The sequence below is a fragment of the Polaromonas sp. genome, from assembly GCF_012927455.1.
Taxonomy (GTDB): Bacteria; Pseudomonadota; Gammaproteobacteria; order Burkholderiales; family Burkholderiaceae_C; genus Polaromonas.
The window spans coordinates 380,858-402,036 of record NZ_JABBPE010000015.1 but is presented as its reverse complement, the minus strand read 5'-3'; the positions used below and the strand labels follow the sequence as shown (position 1 = coordinate 402,036).

The 21,179-nt window shown below is 62.6% G+C and carries 17 protein-coding genes; 9 read left to right on the top strand and 8 right to left on the bottom strand.

What is annotated here, in order from left to right:
- The first annotated feature begins 199 nt into the window (after positions 1–199).
- Both mltB and HHJ18_RS14060 read left to right on the top strand, forming a co-directional pair.
- Positions 200–1,156 carry a lytic murein transglycosylase B gene (mltB, locus tag HHJ18_RS14065; protein ID WP_296916626.1) on the top strand — a complete coding sequence of 319 codons (957 nt, stop codon included), beginning with the start codon at positions 200–202 and terminating at the stop codon, positions 1,154–1,156.
- Positions 1,157–1,207: 51 nt separating this feature from the next.
- Entirely contained in the window at positions 1,208–2,104 is an 897-nt protein-coding gene (locus HHJ18_RS14060) for a D-hexose-6-phosphate mutarotase (RefSeq protein WP_296916249.1), read from the top strand.
- A gap of 127 nt (positions 2,105–2,231) precedes the next feature.
- On the opposite strand, the gene HHJ18_RS14055 is transcribed toward HHJ18_RS14060, so the two are convergent.
- The 4 genes from HHJ18_RS14055 to HHJ18_RS14040 all read right to left on the bottom strand — a co-directional run bounded on the left by HHJ18_RS14055 (position 2,232) and on the right by HHJ18_RS14040 (position 8,457).
- The gene (locus HHJ18_RS14055) at positions 2,232–3,053 is read right to left on the bottom strand and encodes a transglutaminase family protein (RefSeq protein ID WP_296916247.1); all 822 of its coding nucleotides are present in this window, start codon (positions 3,051–3,053) and stop codon (positions 2,232–2,234) included.
- A 49-nt stretch (positions 3,054–3,102) separates the two neighbouring features.
- Complete coding sequence (locus HHJ18_RS14050) at positions 3,103–4,065, bottom strand: alpha-E domain-containing protein (RefSeq protein ID WP_296916245.1); 963 nt, start codon at positions 4,063–4,065, stop codon at positions 3,103–3,105.
- Between the two features lie 2 nt (positions 4,066–4,067).
- Positions 4,068–5,564 (bottom strand): circularly permuted type 2 ATP-grasp protein, encoded by a 1,497-nt coding sequence (locus HHJ18_RS14045; RefSeq protein WP_296916243.1) that lies wholly within the window; start codon positions 5,562–5,564, stop codon positions 4,068–4,070.
- A gap of 112 nt (positions 5,565–5,676) precedes the next feature.
- On the bottom strand, positions 5,677–8,457 hold the full coding sequence (locus HHJ18_RS14040) for a DNA internalization-related competence protein ComEC/Rec2 (protein ID WP_296916241.1): 2,781 nt from the start codon (positions 8,455–8,457) through the stop codon (positions 5,677–5,679).
- A gap of 307 nt (positions 8,458–8,764) precedes the next feature.
- Between HHJ18_RS14040 and HHJ18_RS14035 the strand changes: the two genes are divergently transcribed.
- Both HHJ18_RS14035 and HHJ18_RS14030 read left to right on the top strand, forming a co-directional pair.
- The gene (locus tag HHJ18_RS14035) at positions 8,765–9,235 is read left to right on the top strand and encodes a RidA family protein (protein ID WP_296916240.1); all 471 of its coding nucleotides are present in this window, start codon (positions 8,765–8,767) and stop codon (positions 9,233–9,235) included.
- Positions 9,236–9,315: 80 nt separating this feature from the next.
- Complete coding sequence (locus HHJ18_RS14030; protein WP_296916238.1) at positions 9,316–9,819, top strand: hypothetical protein; 504 nt, start codon at positions 9,316–9,318, stop codon at positions 9,817–9,819.
- A 123-nt stretch (positions 9,820–9,942) separates the two neighbouring features.
- Here the strand turns inward: HHJ18_RS14030 and HHJ18_RS14025 are convergent, their stop codons facing one another.
- The 4 genes from HHJ18_RS14025 to HHJ18_RS14010 form a co-directional block, all read right to left on the bottom strand.
- Positions 9,943–10,359: a nucleotidyltransferase substrate binding protein gene (locus tag HHJ18_RS14025; protein WP_296916236.1), complete on the bottom strand. Its 417-nt coding sequence runs from the start codon at positions 10,357–10,359 to the stop codon at positions 9,943–9,945.
- Between the two features lie 110 nt (positions 10,360–10,469).
- Complete coding sequence (gene parC, locus HHJ18_RS14020; protein ID WP_296916234.1) at positions 10,470–12,824, bottom strand: DNA topoisomerase IV subunit A; 2,355 nt, start codon at positions 12,822–12,824, stop codon at positions 10,470–10,472.
- 173 nt (positions 12,825–12,997) lie between these two features.
- A complete protein-coding gene (locus HHJ18_RS14015; RefSeq protein ID WP_296916232.1) occupies positions 12,998–13,945 on the bottom strand; it encodes a lytic transglycosylase domain-containing protein in 948 nt (315 codons plus the stop codon).
- Positions 13,945–15,915 carry a DNA topoisomerase IV subunit B gene (locus HHJ18_RS14010; RefSeq protein ID WP_296916230.1) on the bottom strand — a complete coding sequence of 657 codons (1,971 nt, stop codon included), beginning with the start codon at positions 15,913–15,915 and terminating at the stop codon, positions 13,945–13,947. The genes HHJ18_RS14015 and HHJ18_RS14010 overlap by 1 nt, the downstream gene beginning before the upstream one ends.
- A 158-nt stretch (positions 15,916–16,073) precedes the next feature.
- Between HHJ18_RS14010 and HHJ18_RS14005 the strand changes: the two genes are divergently transcribed.
- From HHJ18_RS14005 to bamC, 5 genes are all read left to right on the top strand, one after another.
- The gene (locus HHJ18_RS14005; RefSeq protein WP_296916228.1) at positions 16,074–17,327 is read left to right on the top strand and encodes an MFS transporter; all 1,254 of its coding nucleotides are present in this window, start codon (positions 16,074–16,076) and stop codon (positions 17,325–17,327) included.
- Between the two features lie 187 nt (positions 17,328–17,514).
- Positions 17,515–18,327, top strand: a complete 813-nt coding sequence (locus HHJ18_RS14000) for an SDR family oxidoreductase (protein ID WP_296916227.1) — start codon at positions 17,515–17,517, stop codon at positions 18,325–18,327.
- A 13-nt stretch (positions 18,328–18,340) separates the two neighbouring features.
- On the top strand, positions 18,341–18,976 hold the full coding sequence (locus tag HHJ18_RS13995) for a class I SAM-dependent methyltransferase (RefSeq protein ID WP_296916226.1): 636 nt from the start codon (positions 18,341–18,343) through the stop codon (positions 18,974–18,976).
- Positions 18,977–19,067: 91 nt separating this feature from the next.
- Positions 19,068–19,952, top strand: coding sequence for a 4-hydroxy-tetrahydrodipicolinate synthase (dapA, locus tag HHJ18_RS13990; RefSeq protein WP_296916224.1), 885 nt, complete (start codon positions 19,068–19,070; stop codon positions 19,950–19,952).
- Between the two features lie 155 nt (positions 19,953–20,107).
- Positions 20,108–21,148, top strand: a complete 1,041-nt coding sequence (gene bamC / locus HHJ18_RS13985) for an outer membrane protein assembly factor BamC (protein WP_296916624.1) — start codon at positions 20,108–20,110, stop codon at positions 21,146–21,148.
- The last annotated feature ends 31 nt before the right edge of the window (positions 21,149–21,179 follow it).

Below are 21,179 nucleotides of genomic sequence, written 5' to 3'. Positions count from 1 at the left end.
CGCCCACCTGATTCACCGAATGACACCTCCAGCTCTTTCCGTCCCGTCCGCTATCTGCATTCGTCCCGCAGTTCTTCTAGAACACCGATTTGCTATTTTTTTAATAGCTGCTTGCGCAGTAATGGCGGGCGCTAGCGGCGATACACAGGCAAAGCCCTTGAGGCGAACGGTAGCCGCCAAGGCAGCCACGACCGGGCCGATGTATGCCACGCGCGCTGAGGCCATGCAGTTTGCCGACGACCTGGCCAGCCGGCGCGACCTGGACCCGCAATGGGTGCGCGAGGCACTGGGCCAGGCGCGCTACAACCCCACGGTGGCGCGCCTGATGCAGCCGCCGACGCAAGCCTTCGTCAAAAACTGGCGGGTGTACCGCAGCCGCTTCATTGACCCGATCCGCATTGAGGCAGGCGTGCGCTTCTGGCGCGCCAACCAGGCCACGCTGGAGCGCGCTGAAAAGGAGTACGGCGTGCCCCCCGAAATCATCGTCGGCATCATCGGCGTGGAAACCATTTACGGCCGCGATACCGGCAGTTTCCGGGTGATGGACGCCCTCGCCACCCTGGCCTTCGACTTTCCGGCCAGCCACCCCCGCGCCGCCGAGCGCAGCGCCTATTTCCAGAGCGAGATCGAGCAGTTCCTGACCCTGCAAAACCGCCTGGGCACGGACCCTTTTGAGGCCAAAGGCAGCTACGCTGGCGCCATGGGCATGCCGCAGTTCATGCCGTCGAGCCGGATCAAGTACGCCGTGGACTTCGATGGCGATGGCACTGTCGATCTGTGGGGCAGCCCGGCCGACGTGATCGGCTCGATCGCCAGCTACTTCAAGGCCTTCAACTGGCAGAGCGGCATGCCGACGCATTACCCGGTGAGCTTTGACGCCAGCCGACTGGACATGGACGCGCTGATGGCGCCCGACATCTTGCCGACCTTCAGCGTTGCCAGCTTCACGGCCAAGGGCGCCGTGCTGGAAGGCGCTGCGCTGCAACACCCAGGCCCGCTGGCGCTGGTCGAGTTGCTCAATGGCCCGGACGCGCCGAGCTACGTGGCCGGCACCGAGAATTTTTACGCCATCACCCGCTACAACTGGAGCAGTTACTACGCCATGGCGGTGATTGAGCTGGGCCGGGAAGTGGCGGCGCGGGTCAAGCAGCAATAGCCCGACCCCACCGTCGCGGCCTTGCGCAGACCTTTGGAAAGCACTTTACCAATGCACCTCCCACCCCAAATCACGCTGCTCGACCACGCCGGCCATGCCTGCCTGCAACTCAACACCCGCTTCGGCACCGCCATTGTCGCGCTGCACGGCGCCCATCTTTTATCCTGGCTGCCCAGGGGTCACCGCGATGTGTTCTGGCTGTCACCTGAAGCCCTGCCCGAGCCGGCCGCGATTCGCGGTGGCGTGCCGGTGTGCTGGCCATGGTTTGCCAGGCAGGGCCAGCCCGACAGCGCGGCGCAGCACGGCCCGGTGCGCAATCTGCCTTGGCAAATCAGCGCCATTCACAGCAGCAGCGACGACGAAATCAGCCTGAGCCTGCAGCCCTGCGATGACGGCACCCTCATCAGCGCTGCACCTGGCCTGCAGGTCAGCTTGCGCATCACGCTGGGCCAGTCGCTAAATCAGACCCTGCAAACGCGTAACCTGGGCACCCAGCCTTTTCAGCTGACGCAAGCCCTGCACAGTTATTTTGCGGTAAGCCATGCCGCGCAAATCGGCATAAAGGGCCTCACCGGCCTGACCTACCAGGACCGGCTGCGCGACTTGGCGTTCGACGTGCAACGCACCCCGTTTGCGTTGGACTTGGCTTGCGACCGCACCTACGCTCATCCCGAGCAAGAAGCATCAGTGCAGCCGAGCCACACGAGCCACAGTTACTTGCTGCTGGACCCAGACTGGCAACGCCGCATCGTGATCGACACCCAAGGCAGCCAGTCGGTGGTGGTGTGGAACCCCGGCAACGAACGCGCCCGCAAGATGGCCGACGTACCCGACGACGGCTGGCAAGACTTTTTCTGCGTGGAGACCAGCAATGCCGGCCCAGACATGGTGGTTCTGGCAGCCGGTGCGGCGCACAGCCTGGGGCATACCATCAGCGTCATTTCGTAGGCTGGACCATACAGGACGGGCGCAAGCTGCTATCAATAGCAGAGCAGCCCGGGTTTGTGGCGGAGATTTCGGATTGCGCTCGCTGTATGGAATCGCGCCCGGTCCTGCAGCTCCCGGAGATCACTCATCAAACCGGCTCAATCCCGATAGTCACCGTCATGGTCTCCAGCCCACCGCCATGCCGTACGCCCTTGATCGGCGGGCAGGCGTTGTAGTCGGTGCCCATAGCCAGGCGCACATGGCGCTGGTCAATCGGGCAGCTGTGGGTCACGTCTATGCTGACCCAGCGCCGGGCCGTCACATCCAGGCAGACATCGACCCAGGCGTGGCTGGCCAAATCGGGCTCGTTGGCGGCGTAGAAGTAACCGCTGACGTAGCGCGCCGGAATGCCCAAGCTGCGGCAAATGGCCACCATCACATGGGCCTGGTCCTGGCACACGCCGGTGCCGGCATCAAACGCCTGCAGTGCCGTGGTGGTGACATCGGTACTATATTTTTGATAGCTGACTGCGCCCGCCACACCTTGGCTGAGGGCCAAAAGCATGCCTAAATCGGCGTAACCGGGCGTGGCCGAAGGCGTGACAAAGCGGCGACCGAAGTCAGCCAGCCGCTGGTTGGGTTGTGCCAGATCGGTGGCGCGTAAAAACAGATGAGGGTGCGGCATGCTTGGCGCATCGGTAAATTCAGCGATGCCCAGCGTTTCCACGTTGCCGGCGGCGTTGACCAGGCTCCAGCGCACGTTGTCTGCCAGCTTGCCGACAAAGGTGTAGGAGTTGATGGTGTTGCCAAAAACATCGCGCTGGGTAAAAAGTTTGCCGGGCGCGCCCAGCGTCCAGAAATGAACGTTTTGCGACGGGCCGGACTGCGGCGTGAGCCAAAGCGTTTGCAGCGCGTAACGCAGCGGCGCGGTATAGCGGTAGTCGGTGGTGTGCGTGACATGCAGCTTCATGGGCGGCACCGGTGGTGGCGGATCGTTGGCATGGTCAGTGGGTAGCCGGTCAGTGGGTAGCCGGCAGCAAAAACTCGCGGCTGATGTGCGCGCCGAGTTCGTTCACGCGGTCCAGAAACTGGGTCAGAAAAGCATGCAGCCCGGTCGCCAAAATCTCGTCAATGCGCGCGTACTGCAGCTCGGCCCGGAGCTTGCCGGCGCGCCGTTGCGTTTCGCTGAGCGGGTCGCTGGTGACCATGGCAAGGTTGCTCATGACCTCGTTAAGGCAGGCCAGCAGCGAACGCGGCATGTCGGCCCGCAAAATCAGTAACTCGGCCACGCGCTCTGGCTTGATGACGTCGCGGTACACCTTGCGGTACACCTCAAAGCCCGAGACGCTGCGCAAAATCGAACTCCAGTGGTAAAAATCGAATGCCTGCGTTTCTTCAGTGCCCTCGCCCGGAAACTCGTTTTGCGCGGTATGAAACTTCACATCGACCAGCCGGGCGGTGTTGTCGGCGCGCTCCAAAAACGTGCCCAGACGCAGGAAGTGAAATGCTTCGTCCTGCAGCATGGTGCCCAGCGTTACGCCGCGCGACAGGTGCGAGCGGAACTTGACCCATTCAAAGAACTGGCTCTGATCGCGCTCAAATTCGCCACTGCGCAGCATGCGGATGATTTCAAGGTAGGTCTGGTTTTGCGTTTCCCATACCTCGGTGGTCAGCGTGCCGCGCACGGCGCGGGCGTTTTCTCGGGCGTTGCGCAGGCACGAGATGATGCTGGAAGGATTTTTCTCGTCGCGCACCATGAAGTTCATCACGTCGCGCGGATTAATGCTGTCGCCGTACCGGGCGGCGTAGGGCGCTTTCAGCTCGCTGATGCTGAGCAGGCCGCGCCAGCCTTGCTGCACCAGGTCGGCCGATTGCGGCAACAAAGAGGTCTGGTAATTCACGTCGAGCAGGCGCGCGGTATTCTCGGCACGCTCGGTGTAGCGCGACATCCAGAACAGGTGATCAGCAGTGCGAGATAACATTTTCAGACTCCTGCGCTCTGTGACTGTGCTTGCGACTGTGACCGCTTCGGCGCGACGCGGCCTTCCTGCAAAACCCAGGTATCCTTCGTCCCGCCGCCCTGCGACGAGTTCACCACCAGCGAGCCCTCTTTCAGCGCGACCCGCGTCAGGCCACCTGGCACCATCTGCACCTCCTTGCCACTCAGCACAAAGGGCCGCAGGTCGATGTGGCGCGGTGCCACGCCGCTTTCCACATAGGTCGGACAGGTCGACAGGCTCAATGTCGGCTGGGCGATGTAGCCGGCCGGGTTGGCCAGCAGCGCCGCACGGAAGGCTTCAATTTCTGCCTTGGTCGAGGCCGGCCCCACCAGCATGCCGTAGCCGCCTGCGCCATGCACTTCCTTGACGACCAGGTCTTTGAGATTGGCCAGGGTGTATTGCAGATCGTCTTTGTTGCGGCAGGCATAGGTGGGCACGTTTTGCAAGATGGGCTTTTCGCCGAGGTAAAACTCGATCATTTTCGGCACATAGGGGTAAATCGATTTGTCGTCGGCTACACCGGTGCCGATGGCGTTGCACAGCGAGACATTGCCGCTGCGGTACACATTGAGAATGCCGGCGCAGCCCAGGGTGGACTTGGGCCGGAAGGCCAGCGGATCGAGATAGTCGTCGTCCACGCGGCGGTAAATCACGTCGACCTGCTTGGGGCCGCGCGTGGTGCGCATGTAAACAAAGTTGTCCTTGACAAAAAGATCCTGGCCCTCGATCAGCTCCACGCCCATTTGCTGCGCTAAAAACGCGTGCTCAAAGTAGGCCGAGTTGTGCATGCCGGGCGTCAGCACCACCACGGTAGGGTCGGCCGTGGCGGGCGGCGCCATCGCGCGCAGCGTCTCCAGCAGCATGTCGGGGTAGTGCGCCACCGGGGCTACCCGGTTTTCGTTGAAGAGGGCCGGAAACAGCCGCATCATCATTCTGCGGTCTTCCAGCATGTAGCTCACGCCGCTGGCCACGCGCAGGTTGTCTTCGAGCACGAAGTACTCGCCCTCGCCTTGCGCATTGCATGCACGCACGATGTCGATGCCGCTGATGTGCGAGTAGACATTGCCCGGCACGTCCACGCCCATCATCTCGGGGCGAAATTGCGCATTTTGAAAAATCTGATCCGACGGAATGACGCCCGCCTTGAGGATTTCCTGCTCGTGGTAAACGTCATGGAGGAAGCGGTTGAGCGCGGTGACGCGTTGCACCAGCCCGCGTTCCATGCGGGCCCATTCATGCGCCGGAATGATGCGGGGAATCAAGTCAAACGGAATCAGCCGCTCGCTGCCTGAACCGTCCTCGTCCTTGTCGCCATACACGGCAAAGGTGATGCCGACACGGCGGAAAATGATTTCAGCCTCGGCGCGGCAGGCCTGCATCGCATCAGCCGGTTGCCGCGCCAGCCAGCGCTGGTAGCCCTGGTAGTGCTCACGGACGCTGGACGCGGTGGCATTCATCTCATCAAACATCGGGGGGCTCATGGCTTGGTCTCCAGCAAAGTTGGCGCGTTGTAATGCACGACCAAAGCTTAGCAAGTTATGCGCCACGCCGGCGCCCTGGACCCTTTTTCATTTCGCCCTTTTTAAATTCGGGCTAAGGGGTGGCCATGTGGTGCCAGTAGCGCAGGCCTTCTTGCCGCTGGCAGGTAATGTCTGCGGGTTTCAAACTCTGCCAGGTGGCAGCCCCGCACAGCGGCGAGCGAATCAGCCGGATGCCGCGCGCCTGGTAGCGCGCCACCACCGAGTCAACCGGGTGGCCAAAGCGGTTGCGGTAACCCGCCTGGGCCAGCGCCAGTTGCGGTTGCACGGCATCCAGAAACAGCGCGCTCGAGGAAGTTTTGCTGCCATGGTGCGGCACCAGAAAAAAATCGGCCTTCAGCTTGGCGCGGCCCGCCTCGTTGGTGGTGGCGGCCAGCCGGAGCTCTTGCGCTGCCTCCAGATCGCCGGCCAGCAGCGCAGTCTGGCGGCCATTGGAAATGCGCAGCACGCAACTCATGGCATTGGATTTGTTCGCCACCTCGTAGTCGGCCGCCTGGGGGTGCAGCACTTCGAATGTCACGCCGTCCCATTCCCAGCGCTGGCCCGCTACGCAGCGGGTCGACTTGCGCAAGCTTTGCAGTTCGTGGCCGTCTTCGATGGAGCTCAGCAAGCTCGCCTGCGGCTGCATGGCCAGTATGGCGGGCGCGCCGCCGGTGTGGTCGCTGTCCCGATGGCTCAGCATCAGCATGTCGAGCCGCTCGCCCAGCGCGCGCAGCAGCGGCACCAGCACGCGGTGGCCGGCGTCGCTTTCGCGGGAAAAGCGCGGGCCGGTGTCATACAGCAAGGCATGGCCGGCGGTGCGCACCAACACCGCGTTGCCCTGGCCGATGTCAGCGGCCAGCAACTCGAACTGCCCCGGCGCCACCCGCGCCGGCAACCACAGCAAGACCGGCAGCAACAGCGGGATACCCATGGCGCGCCAATGCCATGGCAGGCGCATGGCGATCAACCCACCGCCCAACACGCCCGCCACCGCGCACCACAGCGGTGCTGCCGCCACACTGATGGAGGCCAGCGACCAACTGGCCAGCCACTGCAGAAACAGCGCCAGCAAGCCGACCGTCCACGCAGCAGCGTCCCAGATTGGCGCATACGCAACGCCCAGCATGGCCAGCGGCGTGACCAGCAAAGTTACCCATGGAATGGCCACTGCATTGGCCAGCAGGCCGACCAATGAAACCTGGTTGAACAGCAACAGCGACAAGGGCGTGAGCGCCAGCGTGACGACCCACTGCTCACGGAACATGGCCCCCACGCTTGCCGCTGCGCGTGCTGCGCTGCCCCCCGAGGGGGCTGTGCTTGCTCGGGGCGGCCCTTCGCTGCGCACGGCAGTCCCCACGCTTGCCGCTGCGCGTGCTGCGCTGCCCCCCGAGGGGGCTGTGCTTGCTCGGGGCGGCCCTTCGCTGCACACGGCAGTCCCCACGCTTGCCGCTGCGCGTGCTGCGCTGCCTCCCGAAGGGGCTGTGCTGGCTCGGGGCGGCCCTTCGCTGCGCACGGCGGCCCCAGCATTTTCCGAGGCAAACCGGCCTGTAGCCATTTCCTGGCGGGCGTTAGCTGCTCCTGAATCTGTAGCAAACAACACCCCCACGGCAACAAACGAGAGCCAGAAGCCCGCCTGCATCAGCGCCCACGGGTCCAGCGCCACCACCACGACCATAGCCAGCAGCCAGGTCTGCAGCCAGGGCCACTGCCTGCCGCTTTGCCGCAGCACAACAACAGTCGCCAGCATCCAGATGGTGCGCTGGGCTGGTACGCCCCAGCCCGAAAACAGTGCATACAAGGTGGCCAGCAACAAGCCACCAAGTGCGCCGGCGCTGCTGGCGGGCAGCGCCAGGCACAGCCGCGGCGTCAGCCCGGCAGAGCGCCGCCACAGCCTGCCGATCAGCAAGGACGCCAGCCAGGCAAACATGGTGATGTGCAAGCCCGAAATGCTCATGAGGTGGGCCACGCCGGTCGCGCGAAAGACATCCCAGTCGGCGCGTTCAATGGCGTTTTGGTCGCCCACCACCAAGGCGGCCAGCACGCCGGCAAGCTGGCGATTTTCAACGCGCGCAAAAATAGCTTCACGCACCGCCTGGCGGGCGCGTTCCACCGGGTGTCCCCAGCTGCTGGAAAGTTTTACCGGCGGCGCGTCATGCGGCCCGGCGCGCACATAACCGGTGGCCTGAATGCCCTGCTCCCAGAGCCAGAGTTCGTAGTCAAAACCATAGGGATTGCTGTTGCCATGCGGCGCCTTCAGCCGCACCGTCATCTGCCAGCGCTCCCCGGCGCGCAGCGCTTGCGGCTGCCGCTGCAGGGCCAGCCCCATCTCAAACGGATCGGCATCTTGCGGCGCCAGGTTTTTGGCTTCGCGTCCCGCAAAGCCCGAATACCAACCCAGCAGCATTCGAGGCGGCAGTTTGACGGCTTGCTCGTCCAGGTGGGCAGACTCGACATCAAGGCGAAAGCGCACGCCGTCTTCGCCCGATTGCGGCATGGCCTGCACCGAACCGATCACCTTGATATCGCGCCCTTCAAGCGCCGGATTGAGTATGCTGGACTGAAAATTACTGGCACGCCAGCCCGTCAGGGCAAAGCCCAGCAAGGCCGCGAACAGGCACAGCGCCACGCCGGCGCCGCGCAGCGTTCTGCTGGTCAGCGCCATGGCGCCAAACAGCGCAGCCATGAGCGCAGCGGCCAGCATTAGCAGCGCGGCATAGCGCCCGCCCGGCCACAGCGCCGACTGCTGCAGCTGCGCCGCCACACCAGCGACAAAACCACTAAAAACCAGCCCCGGGCTGATCGCGCGCGCCACAACCCTGGCTGAAACCGGTACGCCCACAGCCTCCCCCTTCATTATTTGTTAGCCCCCATGCCCCATTCCCTATGGTCAACGGGCCAGCGAGGCAAAAAGCCTACACAGGTTGCCCGGCGCAGTGTGACGCATAGGGCCGATGTGCCGTGACGGTTAACCCTCGAACCTTCGGGTTGGCAGCGGTTTTAACCGGTCAACCAGCCACCTTGCAACGGCGCCATGCGTTAAGATAAAAAGGCAAACGGCCGCCAAGTTGCTACGTTTTTAATAGCACACTGCGCCCGATACCGTTGGGATAATGCCCTATACGACCGATATTTTAGGCAGATCAACAGCCCAGGAGCGCCTCATGAGCACCAACCCCGCCAACGTCTACGACAAACTCAAAACACTCAACATCACCCTGCCCGCCGTCGCCACCCCGGCGGCGGCCTACGTGCCTTTCGTGCAGACCGGCAATCTGGTGTTCGTCAGTGGCCATATCGCCAAAAAAGACGGCAAGGTCATCGTCGGCCAGCTCGGCAAAAACATCAGCACGGAAGAAGGCAAGGCGGCCGCCCGCGCCATCGCCATCGATTTGATGGGCACGCTGCATGCCGCCGTCGGCGACCTGAACAAAGTCAAGCGCATCGTCAAGCTCATGAGCCTGGTTAACTCGACGGCTGACTTCACTGAGCAGCACCTGGTCACCAATGGCTGCAGTGAATTGCTGGGTGAAGTGTTTGGCGACGCCGGCAAACATGCGCGCAGCGCGTTTGGCGTGGCGCAGATCCCCATGGGCGCTTGCGTGGAAATTGAGCTGATTGCCGAGATTCAATGAGACGCCGCCCGGGGCCACCCCGGGCTTGAACGCTGCCGACAGGCGATTCCGCCCACATCCCACTGGTAGAAAGGTTGCCCATGAAAGCGCTCACCGGCCTGTTTCGATTCATCCATGCTTTGCTGGCAGCGCTTTTTAGCTGCGCCGCCATCATGCTCATCTTGATTGCTTCCCGCATCGGCTGGCAGGCCTTCCTGGGTGACCTGGACCAGGCCGCGGCGCAAGGCATCATCGAGGCGGTCGGGCTTCTGGCGGCAGCCGTCGTGGCCTTGCAAATCGCCGAAACCATAGTGGAGGAAGAGGTCATCCGGGATGCTGACATCAGTGCGCCCACCCGGGTACGCCGCTTCCTATCCAGGTTTTTTGTGGTCGTCATCGTCGCGCTAGCCATTGAAGGCCTGGTTGCCACGTTCAAGGCGCTGCATGAAGACCCGGCGCAACTGCCGTATGCCGCTAGCCTGCTGGCAGCAGTCGCAGTGCTGCTTGCCGCCTGGGGCGTATTCATTCGTCTTAATCGTTACGCCGAAGAACTGGAGCCAGAGGCAATGGCCGACGCAAAACGTGAAGACCGAAAACTCAAGTAGCCAGGAAATGGTGCGAAGCGCGCAGATCCAGCAAACTTCAGACTTTTCTACGCCGACCAATCGACCAACCCAGGCCGGTTTGGTCAGCGCAATACCGACGCAAGCGACGCAGCAATTTTCTTGTCAATGCCCCAGGTTTTTTTCAAGCACGCCCACCAGTTCCACTGCTGCGCCGGCAAAGCGCTCAACGCCAGCCGCAACCTCCGTCGCTTTGGATTCATCGTGGGTGTGGCTAATGGAATCACGCAATTCATTCCATTGCCGCCACATCTCAGGTGCGGCTACCAAACCAGCATCAGCCGCCTTGCGCAACAGATCGTTGAAAGACAGGTCGATGATTGCTGCCTCTGCACGCTCTGCCAAAACGCTTCTTAGCAGGCGCACTGACAGCGCGTACGTCACTTCAGACGAATGAATGATGGCTGAACACAAATGCAGCTTGAGTACAGAGCCTGCCGGCTCTGTATGCCATAGCTGCAAAGCCTCATGCAACTGGGCAAGCGCTTTGACGAGCAATGACAGGTCGGCGGAGGCGTTCATGGCTGAATTCCTTACGGTTGGTGGTCATCGTCAACGATCAGCGCTTATCTAATCACTATAAAAATCATAGCTGGTTACGCTTACCCCTATTGGGCTAGCAGCATATTTCATCATTCAACCCGGGTAATCCCGATCGGTTTGAAGCCCAGATCAGCCGCCTTGCCCTTGCGCGCCCTGGCAGCGCGTGCATTGTTCAAACTACGGATTTCCAGCGTTTCCTCGCGCGCCTTGGCGCCGCGGCCTATGCCTTCAATCTTCACGCTGCGGGTGTAGGCGGCAGCGCCAGCCAGCGTGTCCTTGGCGTCCAGATCAATCAACACCAGGCCGCGCCCACCCTTGTCCATCTGCTTGAGTTCGCTGATCTCGAATGTGAGGATGCGCCCGCCGGTAGAGGCGCAGGCCACATGGGTGGCCGGCAGCAAGGGCTGCGCACCGGAACTGCCCCTGACATGCGAGGGGCGGCAGAGCGTTTCGCCCTCGCCCAGGTCGAGGAAGGCCTTGCCGCCCTTATTGCGCGAAATCATGCCTTCGACCGTGGCCAAAAAGCCGTAGCCACCCGAACTGGACAACAACAGCGTGGCGCTGGCAGGCCCGGCAAAGTAATGCAGCAACTGCGTGCCCGATTCCAGCTCGATCAGCGTGGTGACGGGCTGGCCGTCGCCGCGCGCGCCGGGCAATAGGGCGACCGGGGCGGAGTATAGGCGGCCGTTGCTGCCAAACGCCAGCAAGGTGTCAACGGTGCGGCATTCAAAGGTGCTGTAGAGCGCGTCGCCGCCCTTGAAGGCAAAGCTGGCCGGGTCGTGGCCGTGGCCGCCGCGCGCACGCACCCAGCCCTTGGCGCTGACCACGACGGTGACGGGCTCGTCAAGCACCTTGACTTCGAGAACGACTTTTTTATCGGCCTGAATCAGCGTGCGGCGCGGGTCGGCAAACTGCTTGGCATCGGCTTCTATTTCCTTGATCATCAGGCGGCGCAGCGCCGTCGGGCTGCCCAGGATTTCTTCCAGCCTGCCCTGCTCTTCGCGCAGGGTTTTCAGCTCCTGCTCAATCTTGATGGCTTCGAGCCGCGCCAGTTGGCGCAGGCGGATTTCCAGGATGTCCTCGGCCTGCCGGTCGCTGAGCTTGAAGCGCTCTATCAACGCGGCCTTGGGCTCGTCGGCCTGGCGGATGATGGCAATCACTTCATCGATATTGAGCAGCACCAGGTGCCGCCCCTCCAGGATGTGAATGCGGTCCAGCACCTTGTCGAGCCGATGCTGCGAACGCTTTTCAATCGTGGTCTGGCGAAACGCGAGCCACTCCGTCAGCATCTGCCGCAAGGATTTTTGCGTCGGCTTGCCGTCCAGCCCCACCATGGTCAGGTTGATGGGCGACGAACTCTCCAGGCTGGTGTGGGCCAGCAAGGTGTTGATGAGTTCCTGCTGGCCGATCTTGCTGGTCTTGGGCTCAAACACCAAGCGCACGGCGGCGTCTTTGCTGGACTCATCGCGCACCACGTCAAGCACCGACAGCACGGTCTGCTTGAGCTGCACCTGGTCCAGGCTGAGCGCCTTTTTTCCGGCCTTGATTTTGGGATTGGTGATCTCTTCAATCTCTTCGAGCACGCGCTGGGTGCTGACGCCGGGCGGCAGTTCCTGCACCACCAGCTGCCACTGGCCGCGCGCCAGGTCTTCGATCTTCCAGCGCGCGCGCACCTTGAGCGAACCGCGGCCGGTGCTGTAGGCCGCCGCAATTTCTGCGGCGTTTGAGATGATTTGCCCGCCGCCCGGGTAGTCTGGCCCGGCGATCAGCGTATACAACTCCTCGTCGCCGAGCTTGGGCGTCTTGATCAGCGCGACGCAGGCGTTGGCCACTTCGCGCAGGTTGTGGCTGGGGATCTCGGTGGCCAGGCCGACGGCAATGCCGCTGGCGCCGTTGAGCAGCGTGAACGGCAGGCGCGCCGGCAACTGGCGCGGCTCTTCGGTCGAGCCGTCGTAGTTAGGCACGAAATCGACCGTGCCTTCGTCGATTTCTTCCATCAGCAGGCTGGTGATGCGGCTTAAGCGCGCCTCGGTGTAGCGCATGGCGGCGGCACCGTCGCCGTCACGGCTGCCGAAATTGCCCTGCCCGTCAATCAGCGGGTAGCGCTGCGAAAAATCTTGTGCCATGCGCACCAGCGCGTCGTAGGCCGCCTGGTCACCGTGCGGGTGAAAACGGCCCAGCACATCGCCGACCACGCGGGCGCTCTTGACAGGCCGCGCGCCGGTGGCGCCATTGGCGCCGCCAAAGCCCAGGCCCATGCGCGCCATGCTGTACAAAATGCGCCGCTGCACCGGCTTTTGGCCGTCGCAGACATCGGGCAGCGCCCGGCCCTTGACGACGCTCAGCGCGTATTCCAGGTAAGCGCGCTGCGCGTAGGCGGCGAGGCAATCCTCGTCGGCAGGTTCGGCGTTGGGGGCCACATCGGCCGGTGTGAAAAGATCCATCTTGAAATTGCTCGCTAGGACAGGTTAGGCCTTGCCCGCGCGCGCAAGTAGCGGCGGGAAGAAGGTGGGGAAGAAAGTCGGTAGGGTCTGGAAACAGGGGGTTGGGTCGGATCGATCCGTCGGGCGGCTTGATCTGCTGCAGCGCGGCGCACCGAGGGCCAGTTGAACAGCCCTCAATCCAGATCGGTCTTGCCCTCTGGCAGGGCGGAAGAAATGACCGTGGACGGCGGGATTGCGCTGCGGCCAGTAACGCCGCCCATCCCGCCCATCATCTCCATGCGCACCCGGCCTGAGGGGGCGGCCATCGCCGAGGCGGCGGCCCGCATGCCGGGCGGCTTGAGGTGGCTGTACAGCTGCATCACGGTCTTGACGTAATTGCGCGTTTCCGGGTAATTTGGAATCTTGTTGCCGGCGCGCTGCACCGCGCCCTCACCGGCGTTGTAGGCGGCAACCGCCAGTTCCAGCTGGCCGGGGAACATGCGGATCAGGTCGCTCAAGTAGTTGGCCCCGGCCCGGATGTTGGTCGCGGGGTCTGTGAGCTTTTTCTGGATGGCGGAATTCTTGTCGGCGCGCACGCCATAACGCTCTGCCGTCGGCGGAATCAGCTGCATCAGGCCGACGGCACCCTTGGGTGACACCGCGCGCGGGTCAAAGCCGGACTCAGTAGCAATCACGGCCTGCAACAGTTCGTAGTCCATCCCGTGCCTAGCCGAGGCTTCGCGCAGCAGGTGCTTGACCGCCTTGAAGTTGGGCGACACTTCAAAATAGGCCAGCAACCTGGCAGGCGCCGCAGCGGCGCCGGTGGCAAGCGCAGGGCCGCTACTTGACGCTTTTCCGCTATTACCGGCGCTGCCGGCAGTAAAACCGTCGCCGCCCCGGGAAAAAAGCTCATAGCGCTCATCCAACTGAGCCGCCGAAAAGTGCGCGATGCCCTTCGCATCGACATACCCCCATACATCGGCGCGGGCCGGCGTGATGTACAAAAAAGCCAGCGCTATCAGCAGCCAGTGCACACCCACCGCGCGCCAGCGGGCAACCCAGCGCGGCGCCAGCGCAGCCGCCAAGGCGGGCTGAGTCGGGTGCTGCCGAGGTGGCTTAGGCGGCTTGGCGCAAGGGTTCATCAAATGTCTATTTCCACGGCGTCGCCATGCAGTTCCATCAGTTCGCGGCGCGCCGCAGCTTCGCCCTTGCCCATCAGTTTGGTGATCAGGCTCTCGGTTTGCTGAAAATCCTGGTTGCCCAGTTGCACCGGCAGCAAGCGCCGGGTATCTGGATTGAGTGTCGTATCCCACAATTGTTCCGCACTCATTTCGCCCAGACCCTTGAAACGGCTGATGCTCCAGGCGTTTTCGCGGACCCCGTCCTTGCGCAATTTATCCAATATGGCGGTCAACTCGCCTTCATCCAGCGCATAGACCTTGGAGGCCGGCTTTTTGCCGCGCGCCGGTGCGTCAACGCGAAACAGCGGAGGCCGGGCCACATAGACATTGCCGGATTCAATCAGTTTGGGGAAATGGCGAAAAAACAGCGTCAGCAGCAGCACCTGGATGTGCGAGCCGTCCACATCGGCATCGCTCAGGATGCAGACCTTGCCGTAGCGCAGCCCGCTTAAATCCGGCGTGTCGTTCGGGCCGTGCGGATCGACCCCGATGGCGACGGCGATATCGTGAATCTCGGTGTTGGCAAACAGCCGGTCGCGCTCGACCTCCCAGGTGTTGAGCACCTTGCCGCGCAGCGGCAAGATCGCCTGGCTCTCTTTGTTGCGGCCCATCTTGGCGCTGCCGCCGGCCGAATCGCCCTCGACCAGAAACACCTCGTTGTGCGCCAGGTCCTTGCTTTCGCAGTCGGTAAGCTTGCCAGGCAGCACGGCAACGCCTGAGCCTTTGCGTTTCTCGACTTTCTGGCCGGCCTTTTGCCGCGTTTGCGCCGCCTTGATGGCAAGTTCGGCCAGCTTTTTGCCGTACTCCACATGCTGGTTCAGCCACAACTCCAGCGCCGGGCGCACAAAACTGGACACGAGGCGGACCGCGTCGCGCGAATTAAGGCGCTCCTTGATCTGGCCCTGAAACTGCGGGTCCAGTACCTTGGCCGACAGCACATAGCTGGCGCGGGCAAAGACATCTTCGGGCAGCAGCTTGACGCCCTTGGGCAGCAGCGAGTGCAGCTCGATAAAGCTCTTGACGGCGTTGAAAATGCCGTCGCGCAGGCCGCTTTCGTGCGTGCCGCCAGCGCTGGTCGGAATCAGGTTGACATAACTTTCGCGCACCGGCTGGCCGTCTTCTGTAAAAGCCAGGCACCATTGCGCGCCCTCGCCCTCGGCAAAACTCTCGTGCGCCGCATCGGCGAAGCCTTCGCCTTCAAACAGCGGAATCACCGGGTCGCCGTTCAGCGTCTGCATCAGGTAGTCGCGCAGACCGCCTTTGTAGGCCCAAGTCTGCACTTCTTTGGTTTTCTCGATGCTCAGCGTGACGGTCACGCCGGGCATCAGCACCGCCTTGCTGCGCAGCAAATGCGCAAACTCGGCCATCGGTAATGCCGAGGACTCGAAGTATTTGGCGTCAGGCCAGGCGCGCACCGTGGTGCCGGACTTTCGATCGCCCTCGCCGGCTTTGCGCAATGTCAGCGGCTCAATCACATCGCCCCCGGAAAATGCCAGCCGGGCAACCATGCCTTCCCGGTAGGAGGTGACTTCCAGTCGCTTGGACAGCGCGTTGGTCACGCTGACGCCAACGCCGTGCAGGCCGCCCGAGAAACTGTAAGCGCCGCCCTTGCCTTTGTCGAACTTGCCGCCGGCGTGCAGGCGCGTGAACACCAGTTCGATCACCGGCGCTTTTTCTTCCGGGTGCATGCCAAACGGGATGCCCCGGCCGTCGTCTTCCACGCTCACCGAGCCATCGCTGTGCAGCGTGACGCGGAGCTTTTTGCCGTGCCCGGCCAGTGCTTCGTCGGCCGAGTTGTCGATCACCTCCTGGAATAGGTGCAGCGGGTTGTCGGTGCGCGTGTACATGCCCGGACGCTGCTTGACGGGCTCCAGGCCCTTCAGGACGCGGATCGAGCTTTCGGAATATTCAGGAAGTAGTTTGTCGGCCATGGCAGTTCGGGGGTTTGCCCGGATTGTAGACCGATCCTCTAAAGTAACTGTACGAATATACAGGTTCGCCGCACCAGACCGACTGCCCCGTCATCCTCAGCAACTCTGAATTTACGCGGGCGAAAGCGGCTTTCTCCCGTTTTCGTTACAGTCTGCGGATGTCCTCCATCAGCTCGTTACCGACACACTCTCAAGCCAAAACCCTGTCCCTGTTTCAGGTGCTGGCCTGCGGCGCGGCGATTGTCACGCTGTCCATGGGCATACGCCACGGCTTCGGGCTTTGGCTGCAACCGATCACGCAGGCGCAGGGCTGGACCCGCGAGACCTTTGCCTTCGCCATCGCCATCCAGAATCTGGCCTGGGGCGTTTTCGGCATTTTTGCCGGAATGGCGGCCGACCGCTTTGGCGCTTTCCGCGTGGTAGTGGTCGGCGCATTGCTGTACGCACTGGGCCTGGCCGGCATGGCCTTGTCGCCCACCGGCTTGCTGTTCACGCTGACCGCCGGGGTGTTGATTGGCGCAGCCCAGGCGGGCACCACCTATGCCGTGATTTACGGCGTGATAGGCCGCCATGTGCCGGCCGAAAGGCGCTCCTGGGCCATGGGCGTGGCGGCGGCAGCGGGCTCGTTTGGCCAATTCCTGATGGTGCCGACCGAGGGCTTGCTGATCAGCAGCCTGGGCTGGCAAAGCGCCCTGTTGGTGCTGAGCGCGGCGGTGCTGCTGATCATGCCGCTGGCGCTGGGCCTGCGCGAAGGCGGCTTTGCGGGCGGGCACGCCGCCCGGCGTGAACAGACCATTGGCCAGGCGCTGCGCGAAGCCTTCAAATACCCGAGTTTTCAGCTGCTGATGGCGGGCTACTTTGTCTGCGGCTTTCAGGTGGTATTTATTGGTGTGCACATGCCCAGCTACTTGAGGGACAAGGGCCTGTCGCCGCAAGTGGCAAGCTACGCGCTGGCGCTGATCGGCCTGTTCAATGTGTTTGGCACCTACGCCGCCGGCGCGCTGGGCCAACGGATCGCCAAAAAGAAAATCCTGGCAACCATTTACATTGCACGCTCGGTCGTCATTGCGGTGTTTCTGGCCGCTCCGCTGAGTCCGGCCAGTGTTTACATCTTTTCCAGCCTGATGGGTCTGCTGTGGCTGTCGACCGTGCCCGTCACCAACGCTGCGGTGGCGCAAATTTTCGGCATCCAGCATCTATCTATGCTGAGCGGCTTTATTTTCTTCAGCCACCAGATTGGCTCTTTCATGGGCGTCTGGCTCGGTGGCTATTTGTATGACCGCAGCGGCAGCTACGACATCGTCTGGTATATCGCGATCGGGCTTGGCGTGTTTGCGGCGCTGGTGAATCTGCCGGTGCGCGAGGCACCGATTGCGCGGCAACATCGCGTCAAACTGCCGCAGGGAGCCTGAAGTGATGAAAAAAGTGGCCGTGTGGACGCTGGCGATCATCGCGTCTTTGGCGGTGTTTGCCCTCTACACGCGGCCCGATTTCATGCTCACACTCGCCAATCAGGTCTGGGCCTGCTTCTAGGTTCCGGCCAACCCATTTATAGGGTAATTTAGGCCTCTAGCCCAATAAACACGGGCGCAAGCAGCTATGAAAATAATAGTGATTACCGGTGCTTCCGACGGCATAGGCGCCGAGATGGCGCGGCAACTGGCGCAAACCCATGGCGCTGGTATAGCCCTGGTGCTGGCGGCGCGCAACGAGGCCCGGCTCAGGGAAGTGGCCGAACAATGCGCGGCGCTCGGCGCGCAGACGCTGGTGCTCAAAACCGATGTAGCGGAGCAGGCGCAATGCCGCCGGCTGATGGCAGCTGCCATCGACAGCTTTGGCCGCATCGACGCCCTGATCAACAACGCGGGCATGTCTGCGCAAGCGCTCTTCGCGGACGTCAAGGCCGATGACTTGGGCTGGTACGAGCAGCTGATGCGCATCAATTTGTGGGGCAGCGTCTGGTGCACGCATGCTGCCTTGCCGTTTTTGAAGCAAAGCCGCGGCAGCATCGTGGCCGTGTCCAGCCTTGCCGGGCTGATTGGGGTGCCTGGTCGCACCGCCTACAGCGCCAGCAAATTTGCCATGACCGGCTTCTTCGAGGCCTTGCGCGCCGAACTCAAGGGTGCAGGCGTCAGCGTGACGACGGCCTTCCCCGGCGTGGTCGCCACCCGCACGCGTTACCGCGGCTTCAACGCGGCAGGCGTTGCCGCTGGCGCCAGCGGCCTGAAAGAAGACGACGCCATGAGCGTGTCAAGCTGCGCCCGGCTGATTTTGCAAGGCCTGGCACGGCGTGACCGGGAAGTCGTCATGACGGCCAAGGGCAAGCTGGGCCGCTGGCTCAAGCTGCTGGCACCGGCCCGGGTCGAGGCTATGGCGCTGGCCGCCTTGAAAAACGAAGTGAAACCACGTTGAAGGAAAAGCCATTTTGAAAGAAACCAAGTTGAACCAGGATGCGTCATGCAGCGCGCACGGTAGCGAGACACCGTCGGCCTGGGTGCAACGCTGGTCGCATCTGGTCGCCGCTCGCGGTGTGGTGCTGGACGTGGCCTGCGGCCAAGGCCGCCACGCCCGCTGGTTTTATGAGCGAAATCACCTCGTAGTCCTTGTAGACCGGGCGCAAGCTGCTATCGAATCGATAGCAGTTCCAGCACATGCCTGCGAAGCCGTGGTGGCCGACATTGAAAATGGCCCGTGGCCATTCGCCGGCCGGCAGTTTGCCGCTGTGGTTGTTACAAACTACCTCTGGCGCCCGCTGCTGCCGACGCTGCTGGACAGCCTGGCGCCCGGCGGTGTGCTGATTTACGAAACTTTTACGCAAGGCAACGAGACCGTGGGCAAACCCTCCCGGCCAGATTTCTTGCTGCACACCGGCGAGCTTCTGGAGCTCTGCAAGGGCCTGCGTGTGGTGGCTTTTGAAGACGGTTTTCAAGAGGCTGGGCCTGGACGTCTGCCGCGCTTTATCCAACGCATCGTGGCTGTGCGCGAGGCGGCCAGCGCGGCAGATGTGGACCGGCCATTCAACCCCGAGTCCGGCGCACCAATGCGCTACAGCCTGGATTAGGCTCTGGGTAGAATGGAGGATTGGCTCTTGAGCCGGGCTCCAGATGATTGAACCCAATCATCACTTCGGCCATCAACGTTACAAGCACGACATGAAACCCATTACCGGCAGCATCGTTGCACTGGCAACGCCCTTGCATGAAGACGGCAGCGTCGACTACCCCACGCTGCGCAAATTAGTAGACTGGCACGTTGCCGAAGGCACCGACTGCATAGGTGTGGTCGGCACCACCGGTGAGTCGCCTACCGTCAACGTCGAAGAGCATTGCGAAATTATCCGCGTCTCAGTCGAGCAGGCCAAAAAGCGCGTGCCCATCATGGCCGGTTGCGGCGCCAACTCGACCGCCGAGGCGATCGAGCTCGCCCGCTTTGCCAAACAGGTGGGCGCCGACTGCCAGCTGCAGGTGGTCCCCTACTACAACAAGCCAACGCAAGAAGGCCAGTACCGCCATTTCAAGGCGATTGCCGAGGCGGTCGGTGACTTGCCGACCGTGCTGTACAACGTGCCGGGCCGCAGCGTGGCCGATATGCAGCATGCCACCGTGCTGCGCCTGGCCCAAGTGCCCGGCATTGTTGGCATCAAGGAAGCCACCGGCAACATCGAGCGCGCCCAGTGGCTGATCAAGGAAGTCCCCCGGGGCTTTGCCGTGTATTCAGGCGACGACCCGACTGCCGTGGCACTGATGCTGTGCGGCGGCCAGGGCAACGTCAGCGTGACGGCCAATGTCGCCCCCCGGCTTATGCATGAGTTGTGCGTGGCCGCAGTGGCCGGAGACGTCAAACGCGCCATGGAACTGCAGTTCAAGCTGCTGCCGCTGCACAAAAACCTGTTTGTCGAAGCCAACCCCATTCCCGTCAAATGGGCGATGGCGCGCATGGCGCTTTGCGGCGGCACGCTTCGCCTGCCCATGACACAGCTGGAAACATCGAACGAAACTGCCGTGGAAAACGCCCTGCGCGACTGCGGCCTGATCTGATTTTTAAGGGACCCCAAGTGAAGACATTGCCGACACCCGCGACATTTACAAAACTACCGAAGCATTCTGCATTCCTGACATCCCATAGCGCTGCAGCCGTCGCCGCTCTGCTCGCCATCAGCGTGCTTGCGGGCTGTTCCTCACTGCGCGACACCATGGAGGGCGAACGTGTCGATTACAAATCGAGCGGTGCCAAAGCGCCGTCGCTCGACATTCCGCCGGATCTGACCCAGCTCACCCGCGAAAGCCGCTACGTCGTTCCCGGCACCGCTGTGACCGCCAGCAGCTACCAGGTGGGGCAAGCCGCGCCGACCACCGTCCCAACTGCGGCCAACACAGTGGGCGACGTGCGCATCGAACGCGCCGGCAGCCAGCGCTGGCTGGTCATCAACCGGCCAGCCGACAAGCTCTGGGGACCGGTGCGAGAGTTTTGGCAGGAAAGCGGTTTTTTGCTGACGCAAGACCAGGAAAACCTCGGCATCATGGAAACGGATTTCGCCGAAAACCGCGCCAAGCTGCCGCAAGACTTCATTCGCAACACCTTGGGCAAAGTGATTGACTCGCTGTACTCCACCGGAGAGCGTGACAAGTTCCGCACCCGGCTGGAGCGCAGGCCAGACGGTGGCACCGAGGTCTACATCAGCCATCGCGGCATGGTTGAAGTGATTACGGGCGCAAAAACCAGCAGTTCCAACACCGGCGACAGCACCGTCTGGCAGCCACGCCCCGCCGATCCGGAACTGGAAGCAGAGTTTTTACGCCGTTTGATGGTTAAGCTGGGCGTGACGCAGGAACAGTCCAAAGTCTCGGTGGCCGCTGGCGCCACCAAGCAAACATCGCGCGTTGCCGTCGTCAACAACCTGCCGGTCTTGCAGATAGACGAAGGGTTTGAGCGCGCCTGGCGCCGCGTTGGCCTGGCACTGGACCGCACCGGCTTTACCGTTGAGGACCGCGACCGCAGCCAGGGCACCTACTTCGTGCGCTATGTCGAGCCCGCGACCGGCAAGAGCGAGCCAGGCTTCCTGAGCAAACTGTTCAGCAGTGCTTCGGCCGCTCCGGCTCCGCTGAAGTATCGCATCGCAGTGAAAAGTCAGGGCGAAAGCACCACGGTGTCCGTCCTCAATGGCCAAGGCGCGGCCGAATCGTCAGCCAACGCCCAGCGCATTGTCCAGGTCATTGCCGACGACCTGAAATAAGGTCCAGCCGGTTTGCTGCCAGCCGCTCGCT